Source organism: Mesorhizobium sp. WSM3868 (genome assembly GCF_002294785.1).
In the GTDB taxonomy this organism is placed as follows: Bacteria; Pseudomonadota; Alphaproteobacteria; order Rhizobiales; family Rhizobiaceae; genus Mesorhizobium.
Map to the genome: position 1 here is coordinate 1 of NZ_NSGB01000023.1, position 16286 is coordinate 16286.

General features: G+C 59.5%; 11 protein-coding genes and 3 pseudogenes. 4 read left to right on the forward strand and 10 right to left on the reverse strand.

Annotation, left to right across the window (positions count from 1 at the left end):
• The 6 genes and pseudogenes from CK221_RS26445 to CK221_RS26480 all read right to left on the reverse strand — a co-directional run.
• The coding region (locus CK221_RS26445) for an AMP-binding protein (protein ID WP_176477756.1) at nucleotides 1–2744 on the reverse strand (2744 nt) is incomplete at its 3' end.
• A 797-nt stretch (nucleotides 2745–3541) separates the two neighbouring features.
• On the reverse strand, nucleotides 3542–4189 hold the full coding sequence (locus tag CK221_RS26460; protein WP_095779850.1) for a 4'-phosphopantetheinyl transferase superfamily protein: 648 nt from the start codon (nucleotides 4187–4189) through the stop codon (nucleotides 3542–3544).
• 187 nt (nucleotides 4190–4376) lie between these two features.
• Nucleotides 4377–4551, reverse strand: a pseudogene (locus CK221_RS26465) (aminocyclopropane-1-carboxylate deaminase/D-cysteine desulfhydrase family protein); the annotation flags it as partial.
• A 143-nt stretch (nucleotides 4552–4694) separates the two neighbouring features.
• Nucleotides 4695–5234, reverse strand: coding sequence for a nuclear transport factor 2 family protein (locus tag CK221_RS26470; RefSeq protein ID WP_095779851.1), 540 nt, complete (start codon nucleotides 5232–5234; stop codon nucleotides 4695–4697).
• Between the two features lie 207 nt (nucleotides 5235–5441).
• Nucleotides 5442–5687, reverse strand: a complete 246-nt coding sequence (locus CK221_RS26475) for a ferredoxin (RefSeq protein ID WP_095779911.1) — start codon at nucleotides 5685–5687, stop codon at nucleotides 5442–5444.
• A gap of 44 nt (nucleotides 5688–5731) precedes the next feature.
• Nucleotides 5732–6949, reverse strand: a complete 1218-nt coding sequence (locus CK221_RS26480) for a cytochrome P450 (RefSeq protein WP_095779852.1) — start codon at nucleotides 6947–6949, stop codon at nucleotides 5732–5734.
• An 866-nt stretch (nucleotides 6950–7815) separates the two neighbouring features.
• Between CK221_RS26480 and CK221_RS26485 the strand changes: the two are divergent.
• The 3 genes and pseudogenes from CK221_RS26485 to rpoN form a co-directional block, all read left to right on the forward strand.
• Nucleotides 7816–8038, forward strand: a pseudogene (locus tag CK221_RS26485) (transposase); the annotation flags it as partial.
• Nucleotides 8039–8759: 721 nt separating this feature from the next.
• Nucleotides 8760–9308: a peroxiredoxin gene (locus tag CK221_RS26490; protein WP_095779853.1), complete on the forward strand. Its 549-nt coding sequence runs from the start codon at nucleotides 8760–8762 to the stop codon at nucleotides 9306–9308.
• Nucleotides 9309–9372: 64 nt separating this feature from the next.
• Entirely contained in the window at nucleotides 9373–10827 is a 1455-nt protein-coding gene (rpoN, locus tag CK221_RS26495; RefSeq protein WP_095779854.1) for an RNA polymerase factor sigma-54, read from the forward strand.
• On the opposite strand, the gene CK221_RS26500 is transcribed toward rpoN, so the two are convergent.
• The 4 genes from CK221_RS26500 to CK221_RS26515 all read right to left on the reverse strand — a co-directional run bounded on the left by CK221_RS26500 (nucleotide 10824) and on the right by CK221_RS26515 (nucleotide 14404).
• On the reverse strand, nucleotides 10824–11477 hold the full coding sequence (locus tag CK221_RS26500) for a nitrogen fixation protein NifQ (RefSeq protein WP_095779855.1): 654 nt from the start codon (nucleotides 11475–11477) through the stop codon (nucleotides 10824–10826). The genes rpoN and CK221_RS26500 overlap by 4 nt on opposite strands.
• Entirely contained in the window at nucleotides 11474–11785 is a 312-nt protein-coding gene (gene fdxB, locus CK221_RS26505; protein WP_095779856.1) for a ferredoxin III, nif-specific, read from the reverse strand. Before fdxB ends, CK221_RS26500 begins: the two co-directional genes overlap by 4 nt.
• Nucleotides 11782–11979 carry a CCE_0567 family metalloprotein gene (locus tag CK221_RS26510; protein WP_095779857.1) on the reverse strand — a complete coding sequence of 66 codons (198 nt, stop codon included), beginning with the start codon at nucleotides 11977–11979 and terminating at the stop codon, nucleotides 11782–11784. The genes fdxB and CK221_RS26510 overlap by 4 nt, the downstream gene beginning before the upstream one ends.
• A 532-nt stretch (nucleotides 11980–12511) precedes the next feature.
• Nucleotides 12512–14404 carry an ABC transporter ATP-binding protein gene (locus CK221_RS26515; RefSeq protein WP_245322503.1) on the reverse strand — a complete coding sequence of 631 codons (1893 nt, stop codon included), beginning with the start codon at nucleotides 14402–14404 and terminating at the stop codon, nucleotides 12512–12514.
• Between the two features lie 694 nt (nucleotides 14405–15098).
• Here CK221_RS26515 and nifS point away from each other — a divergent pair.
• Nucleotides 15099–16250: pseudogene (gene nifS / locus CK221_RS26520) on the forward strand (cysteine desulfurase NifS); the annotation flags it as partial.
• Between the last annotated feature and the right edge of the window lie 36 nt (nucleotides 16251–16286).

Consider the following 16286-nt stretch of genomic DNA (forward strand, 5'->3'; position numbering starts at 1 on the left):
AGCTCGGGCCGGTTGAGATAGCCGCGCGCCACGCCCGCCCCGCCGATATAGAGCTCGCCCACCGCCCCGAACGGAACCGGCGTGCCATGAGCATCCAGCAGATAGACCCGCGTGTTCGCAATCGGGCGGCCGATCGGGACATTTAGGGCCTTCTCCTGCATTGGACCCACAGTATAGGTAGCCGCAAATGTCGTCGTCTCGGTCGGACCATAGCAGTGAATGAGACGTACAGGGCCTTCTTCTCTCAGCAACCTTAGGAAGGCGGAGGGGTCATTCCGCTCGCCTCCACAAAGGAGGTATTTAAGTTGTGATAACGTCGGGGCAATCGATGACGTATACTGGTTGAATAACGCTGTTGTCAGAAACAGAGATGTCACTTTCTGACGTTCGAGCGCCTTGGAAAAACTCGATGCATCTAAGACGGTGGTGGCATTCATTACAACCACGCAGCCCCCGTTAAGCAGCGGCGCCCACACTTCAAATGTGCTGGCGTCGAAGGCGGGATTGCCCGCCCAGGCTACACGGTCGCCGGCATCGATTGTCAAATATTCATTATTGATCGCGAGCCGGTTGACAGCACGGTGAGGAACAACAACTCCCTTAGGAAGGCCGGTCGAGCCGGAAGTGTACATCACGTAAGCGGCATCTTCGGGGCTCAATCTCAGCCCAGGATCGGTGCTCAGTTCTGGATCGGCCGCTAATGGCTCAATAGGCACAACAGGGATTGTCACCTCGGCGAGATCAACCCGCTTACTCTCGCTGAGAACCAGGCGTGCAGCACAATCAGCCATCAGCCATTCTTGTCGCGCGAGTGGAACAGCGCGATCGATCGGCACATAAACCGCGCCCGTTTTCAGAATGGCCAACTGCGCCACCACAAGCGTGACGGAGCGGTCCAGTAGTGTCGCAATGCGATCGGCAGGCTTCACCCCAAGCCCGATCAGATGATGCGCCAGCCGGTTGGCGCGAGCATTGAGCTCGCCATAGCTCAGCGCTTCGGCCTCATGCACCAGCGCCACCCTGTCGGGCCCCTGACGCACCTGCGCCTCGAACAGCTCGTGGATGCACTTGTGCGACGGATAGTCCGCTTCCGTCCGGTTCAGCTCCTCCAAAAGGTAAGTCCGCTCCTCGCGCGGCAGCAGCTCGATGCGGCCCACCGGCTGCGCGGCATCGGCAACCACATCAGCCAACAAGGTCTCCAAATGCCGGGTCATGCGATCGATCTGCTCCGGGGCCAATCGATTGGCATCGAAATGCCACCGAAAGCGCCTGTCGATGGCGCAAACCTCGAATGTCACCAGCTCGCCCGGCAGCGCTGCCTCGAATCTGCCGGTCGAAGCTGAGTTGGGACCGACAGAACTGTTTTGTCCCGCAATCGCCACACCAACCGGCCAGGGCCTTTGCGACCGCAGCGCCTCGATATAGCGCAATGGCGGAGACCGACCGACAAGATCGCGCGCAAAGCTGTCGTGCTTGCTGAGATCAGCGATCTCGGCCGCGACTGCCTTGCGTGTTTGCTTGAAGTCCCATGCGAGATCGAGGGTGACTTCCATTGGCACGGCGGAAGCGATAACTGCCCCCGCCGCCTTCACCCTGGCTCGCGCCGGTTTCGGCGCTGGCCTCCATCCCAGTTGAAGATCTATCTGGCCCGAAACGAGGGCCAGATAGATCAGCCATGCCGTAAGCAGGTATTCCACCCCATCGGCAGGGGGAAGCTCCGCCACGGCATTCGACACTTGCCAGGAACTCGACTGCCAGGCCGGCGGCGCATTTGCTGTGCCGGACGACAGGTAAGGCAGCTGCACAGTTTTGAACTGCTCAAGCCGTCGTCCCCAAAAAGCCTCCGAAGGCGCTATTTCTTCGTGGATGGCTGTCAGGCGTCGCGCCTGATCGTCGCTGAGGACAGGAAGGGCATCGCCTTCAGCCAGATCATTGCGGCTGGCGAGTGCTTGTGCCTCCAGCGGCTCACCGTCCAAACTGCCAAACCAGACCTCTACATCGTGCGTAGCCGTCGCCACACGCCAATGGCTCGGATGGATTTCAAGCAGGCGACCTGCCTCAAAGCCCGAGCGGCGAGGCAGCACGTCCAAGCGCCTGACGGCGACAACCTCTTCCGCTACCAGGGCCTTGCACAAACACAATGGATTGGAATGATGCGGCCCAAAATCCAAGGCCCGCGCCATCGCCGACAGATCTTGCGCGGATCGATCCCAGCGCAGAATACCCGCCGCATCTGGCCGCTGGCGCCTGGGAAAATAGCTTCTGTATTCCCGCGCCTGTGGACGGGTAGTGAGCTTGCCCCCCGCCAAGCCACCCAGCAGCTCGCGGAAGCCCTCGACGGCGGCTTCATGACATTTGAGGTTCAGGGTCAGCGCCGTTTCGCTAGGCGCAACCAGCACTTTGCGCTGAACCGCTATATCACCTGGATTAAGCCCATCATTGATGCAATGCCAGGTGATGGCATGCTCGCTCTCTTGGGCCAGCAGCGCCCAAGACGTCGCGTGAGTTCCGGCGTAGAGCGGCAAGGGACCATCATGATAGTTGAAAGCACCTTGACTGATCCGTCCCAACACATCGGCCGGCAAGATGAACGGATTGGCAACGGAAAAGAGCCACTTCACCGGCTCGGTTTTGAGGAAGCTCGACAGCTCTTCCACGCTTGACAGGCATGGGAGATTGGCGCGATCCGTCCAGTTGGCGAATGTCGCATCGGCACATAGCACCGCGCGAATATCGTGGCCCATCTCCATAGCCAGCTGCGCACAGCTGATCGCCAGCGTGCCGCCGCCGACAATAACGCTAGAACAAATTGGCCGCGTTGTAGCTTGCAGTCTACCATACCCGCTTGGCTCGCCAGCATCTGTGCGCATCGGAGGAGGTCGACGTACCATTTTCATCCCTCCGCCAATCCATCGAAGCGCATGAACTGCTTCCATCGAAGGCGCCCCGTCCGGCCTACCCCACCGGTCAGAAGCTGCTCGAAAGTTCCGTGCTGAATGCGGATTGAGTTGAGCTGGTAGCCTTGCGCGACGAACGACAGCGGCGTCTCGATGGACGCGAAGTGTTTTGGCGGAACCGCACCAAGGAGTGCAGTATCTATGGCAGTGAATGGCATAAGTTGAACAAGCTTTGTGTGTCTGTGTTGGGCGGCGCGGCCGAGGACCGCCATAGTCCTGCGGATGCTGGTGTCTCGTAGCAATCAGCGTGCCACAAACGGTGCAAAGCTTGGTTGAAAGAGCGGAAGAACGAAAGCGCTCACCCGTGTGCGGGGAGTTGTTGACGGCTTGGATAAGACCGCCGGCCGCCGATGCCCGTGATGGGAGACACGCCTAAAACGTTACTGTGGAATGGGGTTTGGTGCTTTCGGGAGGACGCCTTCGATTCGACGGAAACCGGACGTCGGTTTTTGTGGCGCACGTCTGTGGTATCGCCCGATCGGGTGGTTCGAGGCTCACAGGTGAGGCTCTTGAGAGAGCAGACTGGCCATCGAAGGGCTTCATTCCCGCAGGTCCCGCCGGGGAGACCGGTAGTCTCGCGAACTTTACACAAAATCGCTTGAACGGAGGCCACTTTCAGACGACGCACGAGCGCTCAGATAGGCCAAACCCAGGACATTCCTTGATGGAACGAGTTTAACTGAGAAGGAACAATTTGCCTTGGGAACGGCACCTGATCCGGCGCCAATGTCGATTTCAACGTCTTGAAATTCGAGTATTTCATTGTGCGTTGGGCAATACGCTTTGTAAACCGCCTCCTTAAGGACGAAAAGGTCCCGCCGCCGAAGCAGGCGCAGGCCGTACATGCTTCGCTCTTTGGGCGTTGCGATCAAATCGATCAGACCGTCCGGAAGAGGCTCATTTGGTTCAATATCGATACCGAGTGCAGCAATATGTTTCCTGTCTGCGACGGCGGCGGCGGCCACCGTGTCGTGATGGGCTAAAGATCCAATCACGCCATCTGGCCAGATCGGAACACCAAGCCGGGTCTTCAGGATGGGCTTTGGCGAAAACCCCAGTTCGCCAAGCAGCGTTCGAGCGATGATCCTGGCGGAACCACTTCGGCGACGGACCTTCGCAACAGCTCCCCCCAGGGCAGCAATTTCGGAAGGGAACAAGGCATCCTCATCGGCCGGTTGTATCCTACGAAGGCCGATGAGGATCTCCTGTTGAGCAAACGTAATGGTCTCCATTCACTTTGACTCTTTGGCTCCTTAGCTACAATCCAGTCGATTGTCTGACGGGGCAGGCGCCGGCCGCTCCGAAGGCTAGCCCCATGCATCAAATCTTATCCTCGAGCAATTCGCGCCCGGCCTGAGCAGGCTCGATTCAATGGATTGCGGCCACCTGTTGCTTGAGGGCCTGAAGCCATTCATGACGGTATTCGAGCTTGCGGAGTTCGTTTCCGCCGAACGTCAGACCGGAGTTGCAGTCCTCGCGTTTGGCATAGATCTCCACGTTACGGCCCAGATGCTTAGCCCAGCCGGTCGAGCTTCTCGATGGGTGTGGGTCCAAAGGTGAGCGGGTAACGCTCGAATTTTTCCAAACTAGCCACGCAAAACTCGTTCCATACGCTGCTTGGATTGGTGGCCGCGCTCTCCGACCACCTGATAGACGACTGGGTTCCGGGACCGCTCCCGCGATGCGTTTCTCCAGTTGGGAGCCTTGGAAAGCATTGTGGTGACATGCATTGCATTTTCATTTTGATGACAAGCTACGGCGCTTCCTGAGCGCGTAAACCGGATCATTGGGATGGGCTGTTCCGATCGGTTGCCGCAAGCCGAACCGTTCTGCTTCGGGGACCGCTGCTGGGGTCTGCTCTTCGACCCAATCGTAAACCACGGTCCGTTCGGCAATGCGCCAAACCCCTTCCCTCTTCTGAAACAGATCGCAGTAACGGCCGCAGAGCAGTACCTGGCGTACTTCTCCGTCGTTATCTGGTCCGCGTTGCAGCGCGGTGAAATAGCTTTCGACCACGGCCTCCGCCGGATCGATGAATTCGATCAATACGTTCGTGATCTGGTGGATTAAGCGCGGTCCAGTCTTGAAGACATCAACTGCAAACTCAATGAAGCCCCCGGCTGGGCCACAATAGGCGCCGTGACTGTCATGCGCATCGGGCCAATACGCACTGCGCAGCGCAGCCGCATCCGCGCGGTCCATGCCGCGGCAGTACCGATAAAGGCAGTCGCGGATCGCCTCGCGGTCGTGCAGTCGGGTGATTTTTGCCTGGTCCATCGCTCTGTCGCAAATTCTGAGATTGGGAGGGGCGTTTGTGTCTCTAGGGGCCGTGCAAGGACGATCCGATCGGCAATTGAAGAGCCAGAAAGGAGGCAACTTCATGTGTCGCGCGTGTCATGGAGGTCTGACGCCGGAGAGAATGTAGGCAGGGAAGCGGCCGGACGCCTTGCTGGAGGGTGTGAGGCCACGTCTCGTCGATTCCACCTAAGCTTCGCCAGCTTTTGGTTGAATGGTGCCCGGATCGAACCGCGCGGCGGTTGTGCGGTCGAGTTCTAGCGCACGTTCGGGGCAGGATCGCACGGCGCGTGACGCGAGCAGTTCGTCCCCTTGCGCCACATTGATATCGCCAGGCAGGACGTATCCCTCATCATCAAGCGTGAAAATGCTTGGCGCTTGCGCCGAGCATCGCGCGTGACCCTGGCATTTGGCATTGTGGACGATAATGCGCATAGCGCTGACCTCCATTGTCTTGCCATGGCTCGGGACGGCCATGGTCATGACCAGTCCAGGATCAGATTTTCGATTCCGAACACATGGCCGCCACAGGTGATGGGCGCTGTACCTTCCTTGATCCGGAAGGTCGGAAGGCGCGCCAGCCACTCCTCCAGGCCAATGACAATCTCGCGCCGGGCAAGATGTGAGCCAAGGCAACGGTGGGGACCATAGCCAAAGGCGGCGTGGCGGTTGTGCTCTCGCGCCAGATCGACCGTGTTGGGGGATTCAAATTCTTCCGGATCGCGATTTGCAATCATCGTGGCGCAGGAAGCGTAGTCCCCCTTTCGGATCGGCGCGCCTTCGAAGTCGACATCTTTCGTAGCCACGCGGATCAACTGAATGGGCGGATAGGCCCGCAGCAATTCTTCGGTTGCGAGCAGGATGCGATCTGGTTCGCTGCGCAGCAGTTCCTGATCCTTGAGGTTGCGCGCTAGATAAGCCAGGTCAAAGCCTATAGCTGCTGCCACGGTGTCAAGTCCCGCGACGAAGACAAGCACGCCGATGCCACGGATTTCCTCCTCGGTTAGCCGGCGGCCCTCGACCCGTGCGTGCACGATGAATGTCATGAGATCGTCGGCCGGATCCTTGCGGCGATTGGTTGCAAGTTCATCGATGAAGGCCACAATCTTGCGGGCAGCCACAGGTCGTTCCACTTCGTCGCCGTGGAGCAGATCTTTCGCCCAGCCGACAAATGTATCCAGTCCCTGATCCGGCAACCCCAGAAAGCGGAGGAAGATGCCGACAGTGAACGGAAAGGCAAAATCCTTCATGACGTCGCAGCTGGTGCCTGATGCGGTGATCCCGTCGATCAGGGCGCTCGCTAGCTCACGGACAGCAGGTTCCAGTGCCGTCACACGCTTGGGCGAAAGCAGCGGACTAAGTAGCGAGCGAAAGACGCCATGGGCCGGTGGATCGAGCTCAAGCGGGATCGTCGGCCAGGTTTCGCCCAGTATGGAGGAGAAGATGCTGCGATGGCTGGAGAAGGTATCAGCGTCCTGGAGCACCTTACGCTGGTCTGCGGCGCGGGTGATGACCCAGGTACCCCGGCCATCTTGCGTGTTGTAGGGGGAATAGAAGATCGGAGGCCCGTGATGTGCGCAAGCGACCGCTGCGTGTGGATCCCCGTTGGGCGTTGGTGGCATGCCTGGCGACGTGAACAGGCTGAAGTCCCTCACCATTTCGGGCGGGACATGATCTGGAACCGGGTTGATCGCCATTGGATTTCTCCTGCCGTCTAATCCCTAACTAAGGCCGCGCGGCATGGCATCTTGGCCATCCGGCTAGCTTGCAACCCTCTTGGCCAGACCGCTGCCTGCCCCGCCAAAGAGCGACGAGCAATTAGTCGGAGACGCGGCATTTTCCAGCTTCGACCGGCGAGCCGGAAATAAGCTCTTCTCCACAACGGATTCAGGCCAGTCATCTCTTCAGGATGTCCGTAGCACGGCACGCGAGAGGCGGTGCCCGTCGACATCACTTTCCTCGATTTCCACGAGCGCACGCCATGAGGGCGTGAGCAAACATGCGGGTCGAATCTCATCTCCTCTTCGATCGATGGCCGTTGGCGTTGCCAGGCGAATTGCGGGTGTCCACGCCAGTCACGCCGGTCGGGCTTTCACAGGCAGTGCCTTGGAGCCGCTCGACGCGGACCCGACATGTTGTGTTCCTTGGCTGCATTGATCGCGATGTCACCCACAACATGAACGCTACGCGGTAGCTGCCGCCGTCTCACGAGAGAGCTTCAAAAGTCGTGCCAGCGGCGCGGAAAGAGCCCTGCAGGAGATTTCTACATATCCTTCAAGGCTTGAACGAATGCGCAGCCGCAAGCTTGGCGGAGCACAGCCGTGTCGCGGACATGACAAAGCCGACAGCAAAGTCGCGGCAGATTCAAAATGCTCCGCGAGTGCACGGCGGTTTCCCGTCACCTCGGGACCGTGCCCGCATCACGCGGGCGCCGTTCAGGAAGATGCACATGGCACCTTGCCAATGGACGTGTTGGGTTTTTTGTAATCATTGTCAATTTCGAAGCTTTGTGGAGAGCGGGGCGTGTCCCATCAGGTGGTGTAGCTCGGCGGTTATGAAGCCGCACTCGACGCATCCGTTCGAGCGTCTCAACGGCGAGATCAAGCGGCGCACCGAGGTCGTCGGAATCTTCCCAAATGACGATGCGATCAGCGCGCCTCGTCGGCGCAATCCTGCTCGAACAGAACGATGAATGGGCAGTGCAGCGGGCCAGATATATGACCCTGGAAACGATCAGCCAGATGAGCGATGATCCCCTGATCAGCCTGCCAGCCGTGGCGCGCTGACCAGCCCGGCCCTTGCCGGGAGAGCACGGCGACCAATGCCGCCAGCCACACCACCCGCGGGACACGATCGGAGAGCGTCGACAGGGCGAAACGCGTAAGCCCCGTCAGCCGTCTCAAACCTGAGAACGAAGGCCACAGGGACCCTCGTCGGGTTAACCCCGATCGACTCCTGTGATCAGCCCCAGATTTCTCCGGTTCTAATTTGAGCCACCTGTTCTCCGCGCCGAGGCCCCCCTGTCCGACTTCCGACATTTTTGTCCAGCTACGGACAAAAAAGGTTTGAGGCTTGAGCGTATAAAGGGGCTGCGCTCTAGCCAGAGCTCACGATCAGGTGATCGTGGGGGCATTCGGTCCTGGCGAAGGTACGGTCCTGGCCGCTCAAGGCAAAGAGTGTCGCTGCAAAAACCAGTGTGACCCCGGCCTTAAAATCGAATGGCATGGCGCTTGCGTCTTACTCGGCAGAACCCATCACAAGGTGGCCAGGAGTAAGACCATTGCTGACATCGCGACACCCCGTACAAGAGCGTAGTGAAACCGTTCTCGTTGCCGCCGCAAATAGAGACCTCGTTTTCTTCAGCCGCCCGTGCTCGCGAGCGGTTTTGCCACGGCTGATCCAAGGCCGACACTCAAACGCGCGGCGCTCGGCCGAATTGCCGGCCGAGACCGATGCAGTTTCAAGCGAAAAAGCAGCGCCTCAATTTTTACTCCAGGAGCAACATTGATGACCGTCAAAAAAAAGGTTCCTTTCGTCACCTTTCTAACGCGTGTTCGCGATGTTTCAGTCCAAGGGCCAAATCCATACCGTTGGGAAGAAAAGACATCCGACGACTACTTTGTCGGCAAGCGCGTCATACTGTTCTCGCTGCCAGGCGCCTTCACCCCGACCTGCTCGACCTACCAGCTGCCCAACTTCGAAGAGCTCTATGACGAATTTGAGAAGCTGGGAATTGAAGCGATCTACTGCGTCTCCGTCAACGATGCCTTCGTCATGAATGCGTGGGGGAAGGCCTTGGGGCTGCAGAAGGTCGAGCTCCTTCCGGACGGCTCAGGCGAGTTCACGCGCAAGATGGGCATGCTGGTCGCCAAGGATAATCTCGGCTTCGGTATGCGCTCCTGGCGCTACGCCGCTCTGATCAACAATGGCTTGGTGGAGCGGTGGTTCGAGGAGGAAGGTTTTTCTGACAACTGCGAGACCGACCCCTATTGCGTCTCCTCCCCCCAGAACATTCTTGAAACGCTGAAAGCCGCCAAAGCCGAGACGGCTGCATGACCTACGTCTCGAAAATCCCATTGCACAAGGCCAAGGGTCGCTCGGTAGGAGTTTCACGCTAACCATGCAGTCCTCAGCAAGCCTGCTTCAGCGTCAGAAGCAATCGTTGGTTTTGACGCCGCAAATGATGGAGTCCATTCGCCTGTTGCAACTGGCGCATCCCGAACTGCATCAGTTCGTCGATCAGGAAATCGAGAAGAACCCCTTTCTGGAACGGGCATCAGACCAGGCGCCGAAGGACATTCCTTCGATTTCGGCCGGAACCCCGCACATCGGGCCAACGATGGGCGGAGTATCGGATCGGGCCTCGCAGTGGAAATCAATCCGCGGCAAAAACAATGTCGCACCCGGGGGAAACAATGCTCTCGAAAACTACTGCGCCTCCACCGAAACACTGCACGACCATGTCGCTCGTCAGATCGCTCTCAGCGCATTTGCGCCGCTGGAGCGGCGAATAGCTGGCGAGCTTGCCGGTCATCTGGAAGACACCGGATACATTCAGGTGAACCTTTCGGAACTGGCCAGCAGCCTGAATGTCCGGGAGGCTGACGTGGAACGGGTTCTCGGAACTTTGCAGCAGTTCGATCCACCGGGGATTTTTGCGCGAACTCTCAGCGAATGCCTTGAGATACAATTGCGGCAGCTAGACAGGTTCGACCCGGCGATGGCAGCGCTGGTCGCCAATCTTGAAGCGCTAGCGCGACGCGATTTTCAAACATTGAAGCGCCACTGTGGTGTTGATGAAGACGACCTTCTCGACATGTTGCACGAAATCCGCGCGCTCGATCCCAAGCCTGGAAACCGATTCCAATCCGGGGGGCCTGAATCGATCATAGCAGACGTCTTGGTCCTGCCCTCGCCCGGAGGTGGGTGGCAAATCGAACTCAATCCAGACACGCTGCCCAGGCTGCTGATGAACCAGAACTATTTTGCCGAAGTCTCCCGCCTTAGCGCCCAAAATTCCAAAGACCAGTCATTTCTCAACGAATGCCTCCAAAAAGCGAACTGGCTAATCCGCAGCCTTGATCAGCGCGCCAAGACGATCCTCAAGGTAACGGCTGAAATCATCCGCCAGCAGGACGCCTTTTTTGAACATGGGGTCGCCCACCTGCGGCCTCTCAATCTCAAGACTGTCGCGGATGCGATCAACGTGCACCAATCGACGGTAAGCCGGGTGACGTCCAACAAGTACATGCTGACCCCGCGCGGCGTGTTCGAACTGAAGTATTTTTTCACCGTCGCGATCGGCTCCTGCGAAAGCGGCGACGCGTACTCCGCCGAAGCTGTCCGCCATCAAATCAAGACGATGGTTGCCGCGGAATCGTCCGACGAAGTGCTTTCTGACGACGACATCGCCACCCGGCTCAAGGACACCGGGATCGACATTGCTCGCCGCACCGTTGCGAAATATCGTGAGGCGCTGAACATCCCATCCTCCGCGCGACGTCGCCGGGAGAAGCGCGTGCAGCTTCGATGCCAATCAAGCCCAGGCGGAGGCGGCGACGAAGGCGGCTCTTAATCCAAAGCGAACCCGTTCTTGATCCGTGCCAAGTGGCTTTCGCCTTCCTCCGGGCCAAAACAGCTTTCGAAATCGCGGCATTCCTGACAACTGGGCGCGGTGCATAGCGAAAAGCCTTCTGCCTCGCATAGCTTACGATAGAAATATTTCTTCCATTTCATATTTTCGGTGTTCCCGGCCGCCAGCGCCGGGAAATGCCTGGCGATCAAGCGGCTGAGTTCGGCCCGATTGAAAAGGCCAAGGTCCTGCCACAGATGGTCATTGCGCAAACTACGCCTGGCGATGATCTTGGCGAAGAGGGTGCTCGCCGGATCGCCCGGCCTGGCATGCCCAATGAGCAGGCCGCGCAGAAGCTCTTCCTCCACATCCGGCTCAGGATCGGCCAGCTTTTCCAGCGCCAAGGCGTTGACGGGCACAGTCGGGAAATAGCGTGTCATGACATCTCGCAGGTCGGCACGCGAAAGGCCGGTTGCTTCGGTCGCGGTCGCCTTGCCTGCCTCGACCTCCTCGAACGCGAGGTAGGCAACACAGGCAAGCGCATGCCGGTCGAACGCCGCCCCCAAGCCTGTCGGCGGCCATTGGCTGGTGCTGAAACAACCACGGTGATCGGCGACTGTGGCGCCGTTCTCCTGGTCGTGTCCCCAGCTCATGCAGCAAGCTTGTCAGCCGTAAGGTGGGTCTGGCAGTTCTTCGGGCAGACGCGGCCGCAGGCGCCGCAGCCAATGCAGCGGCCGGCTTGGTCGACAACCATGACCATGCGGTTGAGCTCGCCGTCGAAGTCGTCATCCTCGCCCGCGCAGATGCCGAGTATTTCGCCCGCGTCATCGACGCCATGAAGGTGCATGACCTCGCGCGAGCAGACCTTGAAGCAGCGGCCGCAACCGATGCAGGTCGCGCCATCGATCGCCGTCAGATAGTGCGGCGTCCAGGGAGAGCCGTCGCGGGTGACGTTCGTCATTGTGAATTCTCCAACGCCGCGAGTTGTTCCTTTGCGGCATCCAACTCGGCAAAAATCTCGAAGGCTTTCCTGGCCACCGCCTCGATCTCGGTCCAGTTGACCGCCAGGTCCTCGGCAAGGTCGTGCAAGTCCATCTTGGCGTCTCGGGCGCGCGCCTGCAGCTTGCGGAGCTTCTTCATCTCCAACTCTGACATGTTCCCTTCCTCGCAAGCCGGGTTTCTTACGCTCGCGCCATCTCGGGACGCGCTTCGATGGCCGCGACCGCATCGCCGGCGTGCCGGCCTCGGCGATTTTCCAGAACGTCTCGAGTTCGGCATAAGTTCGGTGGGTCGCAGCCGACATTCAAGATCTTGTGCCCGATGTCGACGCAGGCGGTGAACGATTGCTGGGGGGCGTCGATTTTGGCGACACCCAATTCCAGAGAACGAGTGTGCAGCGGGGACCCCGCGCGTTGCTTTCCTTCTCTCCATTGATGGCATCAACGGGAATCTAAGTGATCGCTCCTCTGCCGCCTCAGGAGTAAGTCTCGACCTCCGCGACGGGAACGCAGGGAGAAGCTCATAAAAAATTGTCTGCATTCCAGTCATCGGTTTACTCGAGAGCGCGGCAGGAGAAAGGTCGGCCCCAGGCGTGTCGTGGGATCGAAAGATCCAACGACAGTGGCGGCCGCCTTTCAAGAACGGTCCGACAGGATTGCTGGGGAGGCAAGTTGAAGTCACGCCGCCTTCAACCGCGCTGCACAGTCTCATTCCAGCCCTTTGTCTGCTCCAAGACCTGCCGCTCGAACAGGCGGCGATAGATGCCGTCGCGACGGATCAGTGCGGCATGGTCGCCCTGCTCGGTGATGCAACCACGGTCGAAGACAAGCAGCCGGTCGAGTTCGCGCACCGTGGAGAGCCGGTGCGCAATGACGAGCGTGGTGCGCCCGACCATGAGGCGCTCCATCGCGTTCTGGATCAGCACCTCCGATTCCGAGTCGAGGCTCGATGTCGCCTCGTCCAGAATCAGGATCGGGGCATCGGCGAGGAAGGCGCGCGCTATCGCCACACGCTGGCGCTCGCCGCCTGAAAGCTTCACGCCGCGTTCGCCGACCAGCGTACCGTAGCCGTTCGGCAGACGCGCGATGAAGTCATGCGCGCTGGCGAGCCGCGCCGCCTGCTCAACGTCGGACCGAGAAGCACCCGGCCGTCCATAGGCTATGTTCTCGGCCAGCGAGCGGTGGAACAGGAGAGGCTCCTGCTGCACGATCGCGATCTGCGAGCGCAGCGAGCCCTGCGTCACCCGCGAAATGTCCTGCCCATCGATCAAGATTCGTCCAGCATCTAGGTCGTAGAGCCGCTGAATGAGCTTGACGAAGGTGGTCTTGCCGGAGCCAGAGGGGCCGACCAGACCGATCCGTTCGCCGGCCTCAATCGAAATCGACAAGTCGCTGTAGAACGGTGACCAATGATTGCCGTAGTGGAAATGGACGCTCTCAAAATCGATGTGACCCTTCGTGATCCGGATCGCCTTGGCGCCCGGAACATCCGCCACGTCGGGCGGCTGGCTACAGGTTTTGACCAGTTCCTCCATCTCATTTACAGCTTGCTGGATGTTGCGCACGTGTCTGGAAACATCACGCAAGTAGCCATACAGGATGGTGAAAGACGCGAGCACAAAGGCGATGTCGCCGGGGGTAGCCTGGCCGCGCGCCCACAAAAATAAGGCATAGCCGATCAAAGCCGCTCTCATCGCAAGAAGCATGATGCCCTGGAATGCAGCACTGATCGTGCCGCGCACCCACGTCCGGCGAGTGCGGTGCCGCCACTTGGAGATGACTTTCGCGAGGCGATGATCTTCCCGCACCTCGGCGCCGAAGCCTTTGACCACCGCGTTACAGCTGATCGCGTCGGCAAGCGAGCCGCCAAGCTTCGTATCCCAATTATTGGCAAGGCTTGCCGCTGGCGCTACGTAGCCGAGCGACAGCGCAACGATCAGCGCCACATAGCCAACAGAGCCGCAGGCGACGATCAGCCCCATCATCGGCCAGTACCAGCCGAGCAGAATGCTCGAGCCTACGAGCATAATGAGCGAAGGGAACAACGCGAAAAGGATCGTGTCATTGAAGAGGCAGAGCGCCCATATGCCGCGCGTGATCTTGCGCACCGTCGAGCCGGCGAAGGTTTTCGCATGCCAATCGGCCGAAAAGCGCTGGACACGATGGAACGCGTCGCTGGCGATGTCCGACATCATCTTCAGAATGAAGTCATTGATGGCAATGAAGGCGATGTTGCGCATGACGACGGCGCCGAGTGCGAGCGCAATCAAAATCGAAAAGGCCGCAAGTGCCGCATCCCACACGATCGCGTCGGCTGCCGCTCCTTGGGCGACCGCGTCTACCAGCCGTCCGGAATAGAGCGGCGTCAGAACGTCAAGGAGCGTTGCGCCAAGCACCGCGATCATAATGATCGCGAGCCGGATCGGCTGCCTGCTGCAGTGGCGCACGGTGAAGGCGAAAACGTCGCGAAAGGCGGCGCCGCGCAGACCGATGTGAAAACGACGCCTGGCTTTGAACGAGCGCACGAGGACGCCCGGTCTCAAGAAACCTGAAATGGAAGATCTGAGTGAGGACGAAAACATCGCCCGGAACGCGGGTGGCCGATCTGGACCTGACATGTTGCTTTCTTTCCTTCGTTCCATCGACCGCGATGTCACCAGCGAGATGAATATCGGCCACGGGCACGTGGCTGCCTTACGAGGGGAGAATCGCAATGGCCGTGCCAAAGGCTCAGACAGCCCAGAAGAATTTTCTGCATATTCTTCAATGACAACGAGATTTCAGCAGGCGACGGGGGCGGACAGCGCCGCGTCGCGTGCTCGACAAACCGGCAGGATGCATCGGTCGCGCGGGGCATCCTTGGCGAACAGCCCGACAGGATTGCTCCTCACGCGAAGCGGAATTCACGCCCAATCCAACGGCGTTCACCGTCGAACAATGCCCGCCGATGTCGGACATGCGACATAGCAGTGTTGGAGCCACCTTATTGTTTCGAAATGATCTCCTTGTTTGGCACGGTCCATGCGTAGCTTTTCGAGGACGCGTCCCGGCCTGAAGGAGAAACAGTCCACGCCCAGCGGACCGAAAACGCCGTGGCCTAAAGACCGGGCCTTCCCAGGCCGGTGCAGGGCTGGCGCACTAAGTCGAGGCGAGTGGCCGCGTCGACCCCAAGAACCGCGGGCCGAATATGGCCGCGGCAACTCCTTCGGTTAGCCATCATCATGACAGTCAGGGCGTGCGCTTTGCGTAATTGCCCTCAGGAGAAGGATCACATCCATGAGGCCTGTTTATCTGGACAACAACGCAACGACACGGGTCGATCCTGAAGTCGTTCAAGCAATGCTGCCGTTTTTTACCGAGCAATTCGGCAATCCTTCGTCGAGCCACGATTTTGGTGTTTCCGCCGGGGCGGCGGTGAGAAAGGCGCGCCTGCAGGTGCAAACGCTGATCGGCGCGGAGTTCGACGACGAGATCACCTTCACCTCCGGCGGGACGGAAAGCGACAACACGGCGTTCCTTTCGGCGCTCGGGGTGATGCCTGAGCGCACTGAGATCGTGACTTCCGCAGTCGAGCATTCGGCCGTGCTGACGCTTTGTGCCCACCTTGAGAAGACGCGCGGCATCAAGGTGCATAGGATTCCGGTGGATCGTCACGGCCGGCTCGACCTCGACACCTATAAGGCCGCCCTCACCCCGCGCGTGGCGATCGTCTCGATCATGTCGGCGAACAACGAGACCGGAACGATCTTCCCGGTGGTCGAGCTTGCTGAGTTGGCCAAGGACGTCGGCGCCCTTTTCCATACCGACGCGGTGCAAGCGGTCGGCAAGCTTGCGATCGACTTGAAATCGACCGCAATCGATATGCTGTCTCTCTCCGGTCACAAATTACACGGACCGAAAGGGGTCGGGGCACTTTATGTAAAGCGCGGCGTGCGCTTCTGTCCGCTGATCAAAGGGGGACGCCAGGAGGGCAACCGCCGCGCGGGCACGCAGAATACGCCAGGCATCGTCGGCCTCGGCGTGGCAGCCGATCTTGCCTTGAAGTTCATGGACGACGCGAACACACGGGTAAAGGCATTGCGAGACCGCCTCGAGAAAGAACTTCTCCAGCACATCCCAGACGCCTTCGTGGCCGGCGATTTACGAGCGCGGTTGTCGAACACTGCAAATATCGCCTTTGGACACATCGAAGGTGAGGGCATACTGCATTTCCTCAATCGCGAGGGCATCGCCTGCTCCTCTGGCTCTGCATGCGCCTCCGGCTCGCTGGAGCCGAGCCATGTCTTGGTGGCGATGAATATCCCCGATAGCGCGGCACACGGCGCAATCCGTTTCTCCTTTTCGCGCAACAACGGCGAGGAGGATGTCGACCGGGTGCTCGAGGTCATGCCCGGGATCGTTAAGAAGCTGCGTGACCTGTCCCGGTCTTCACCAGCGACGACGCAACCCCGACCGCCGTCTCCG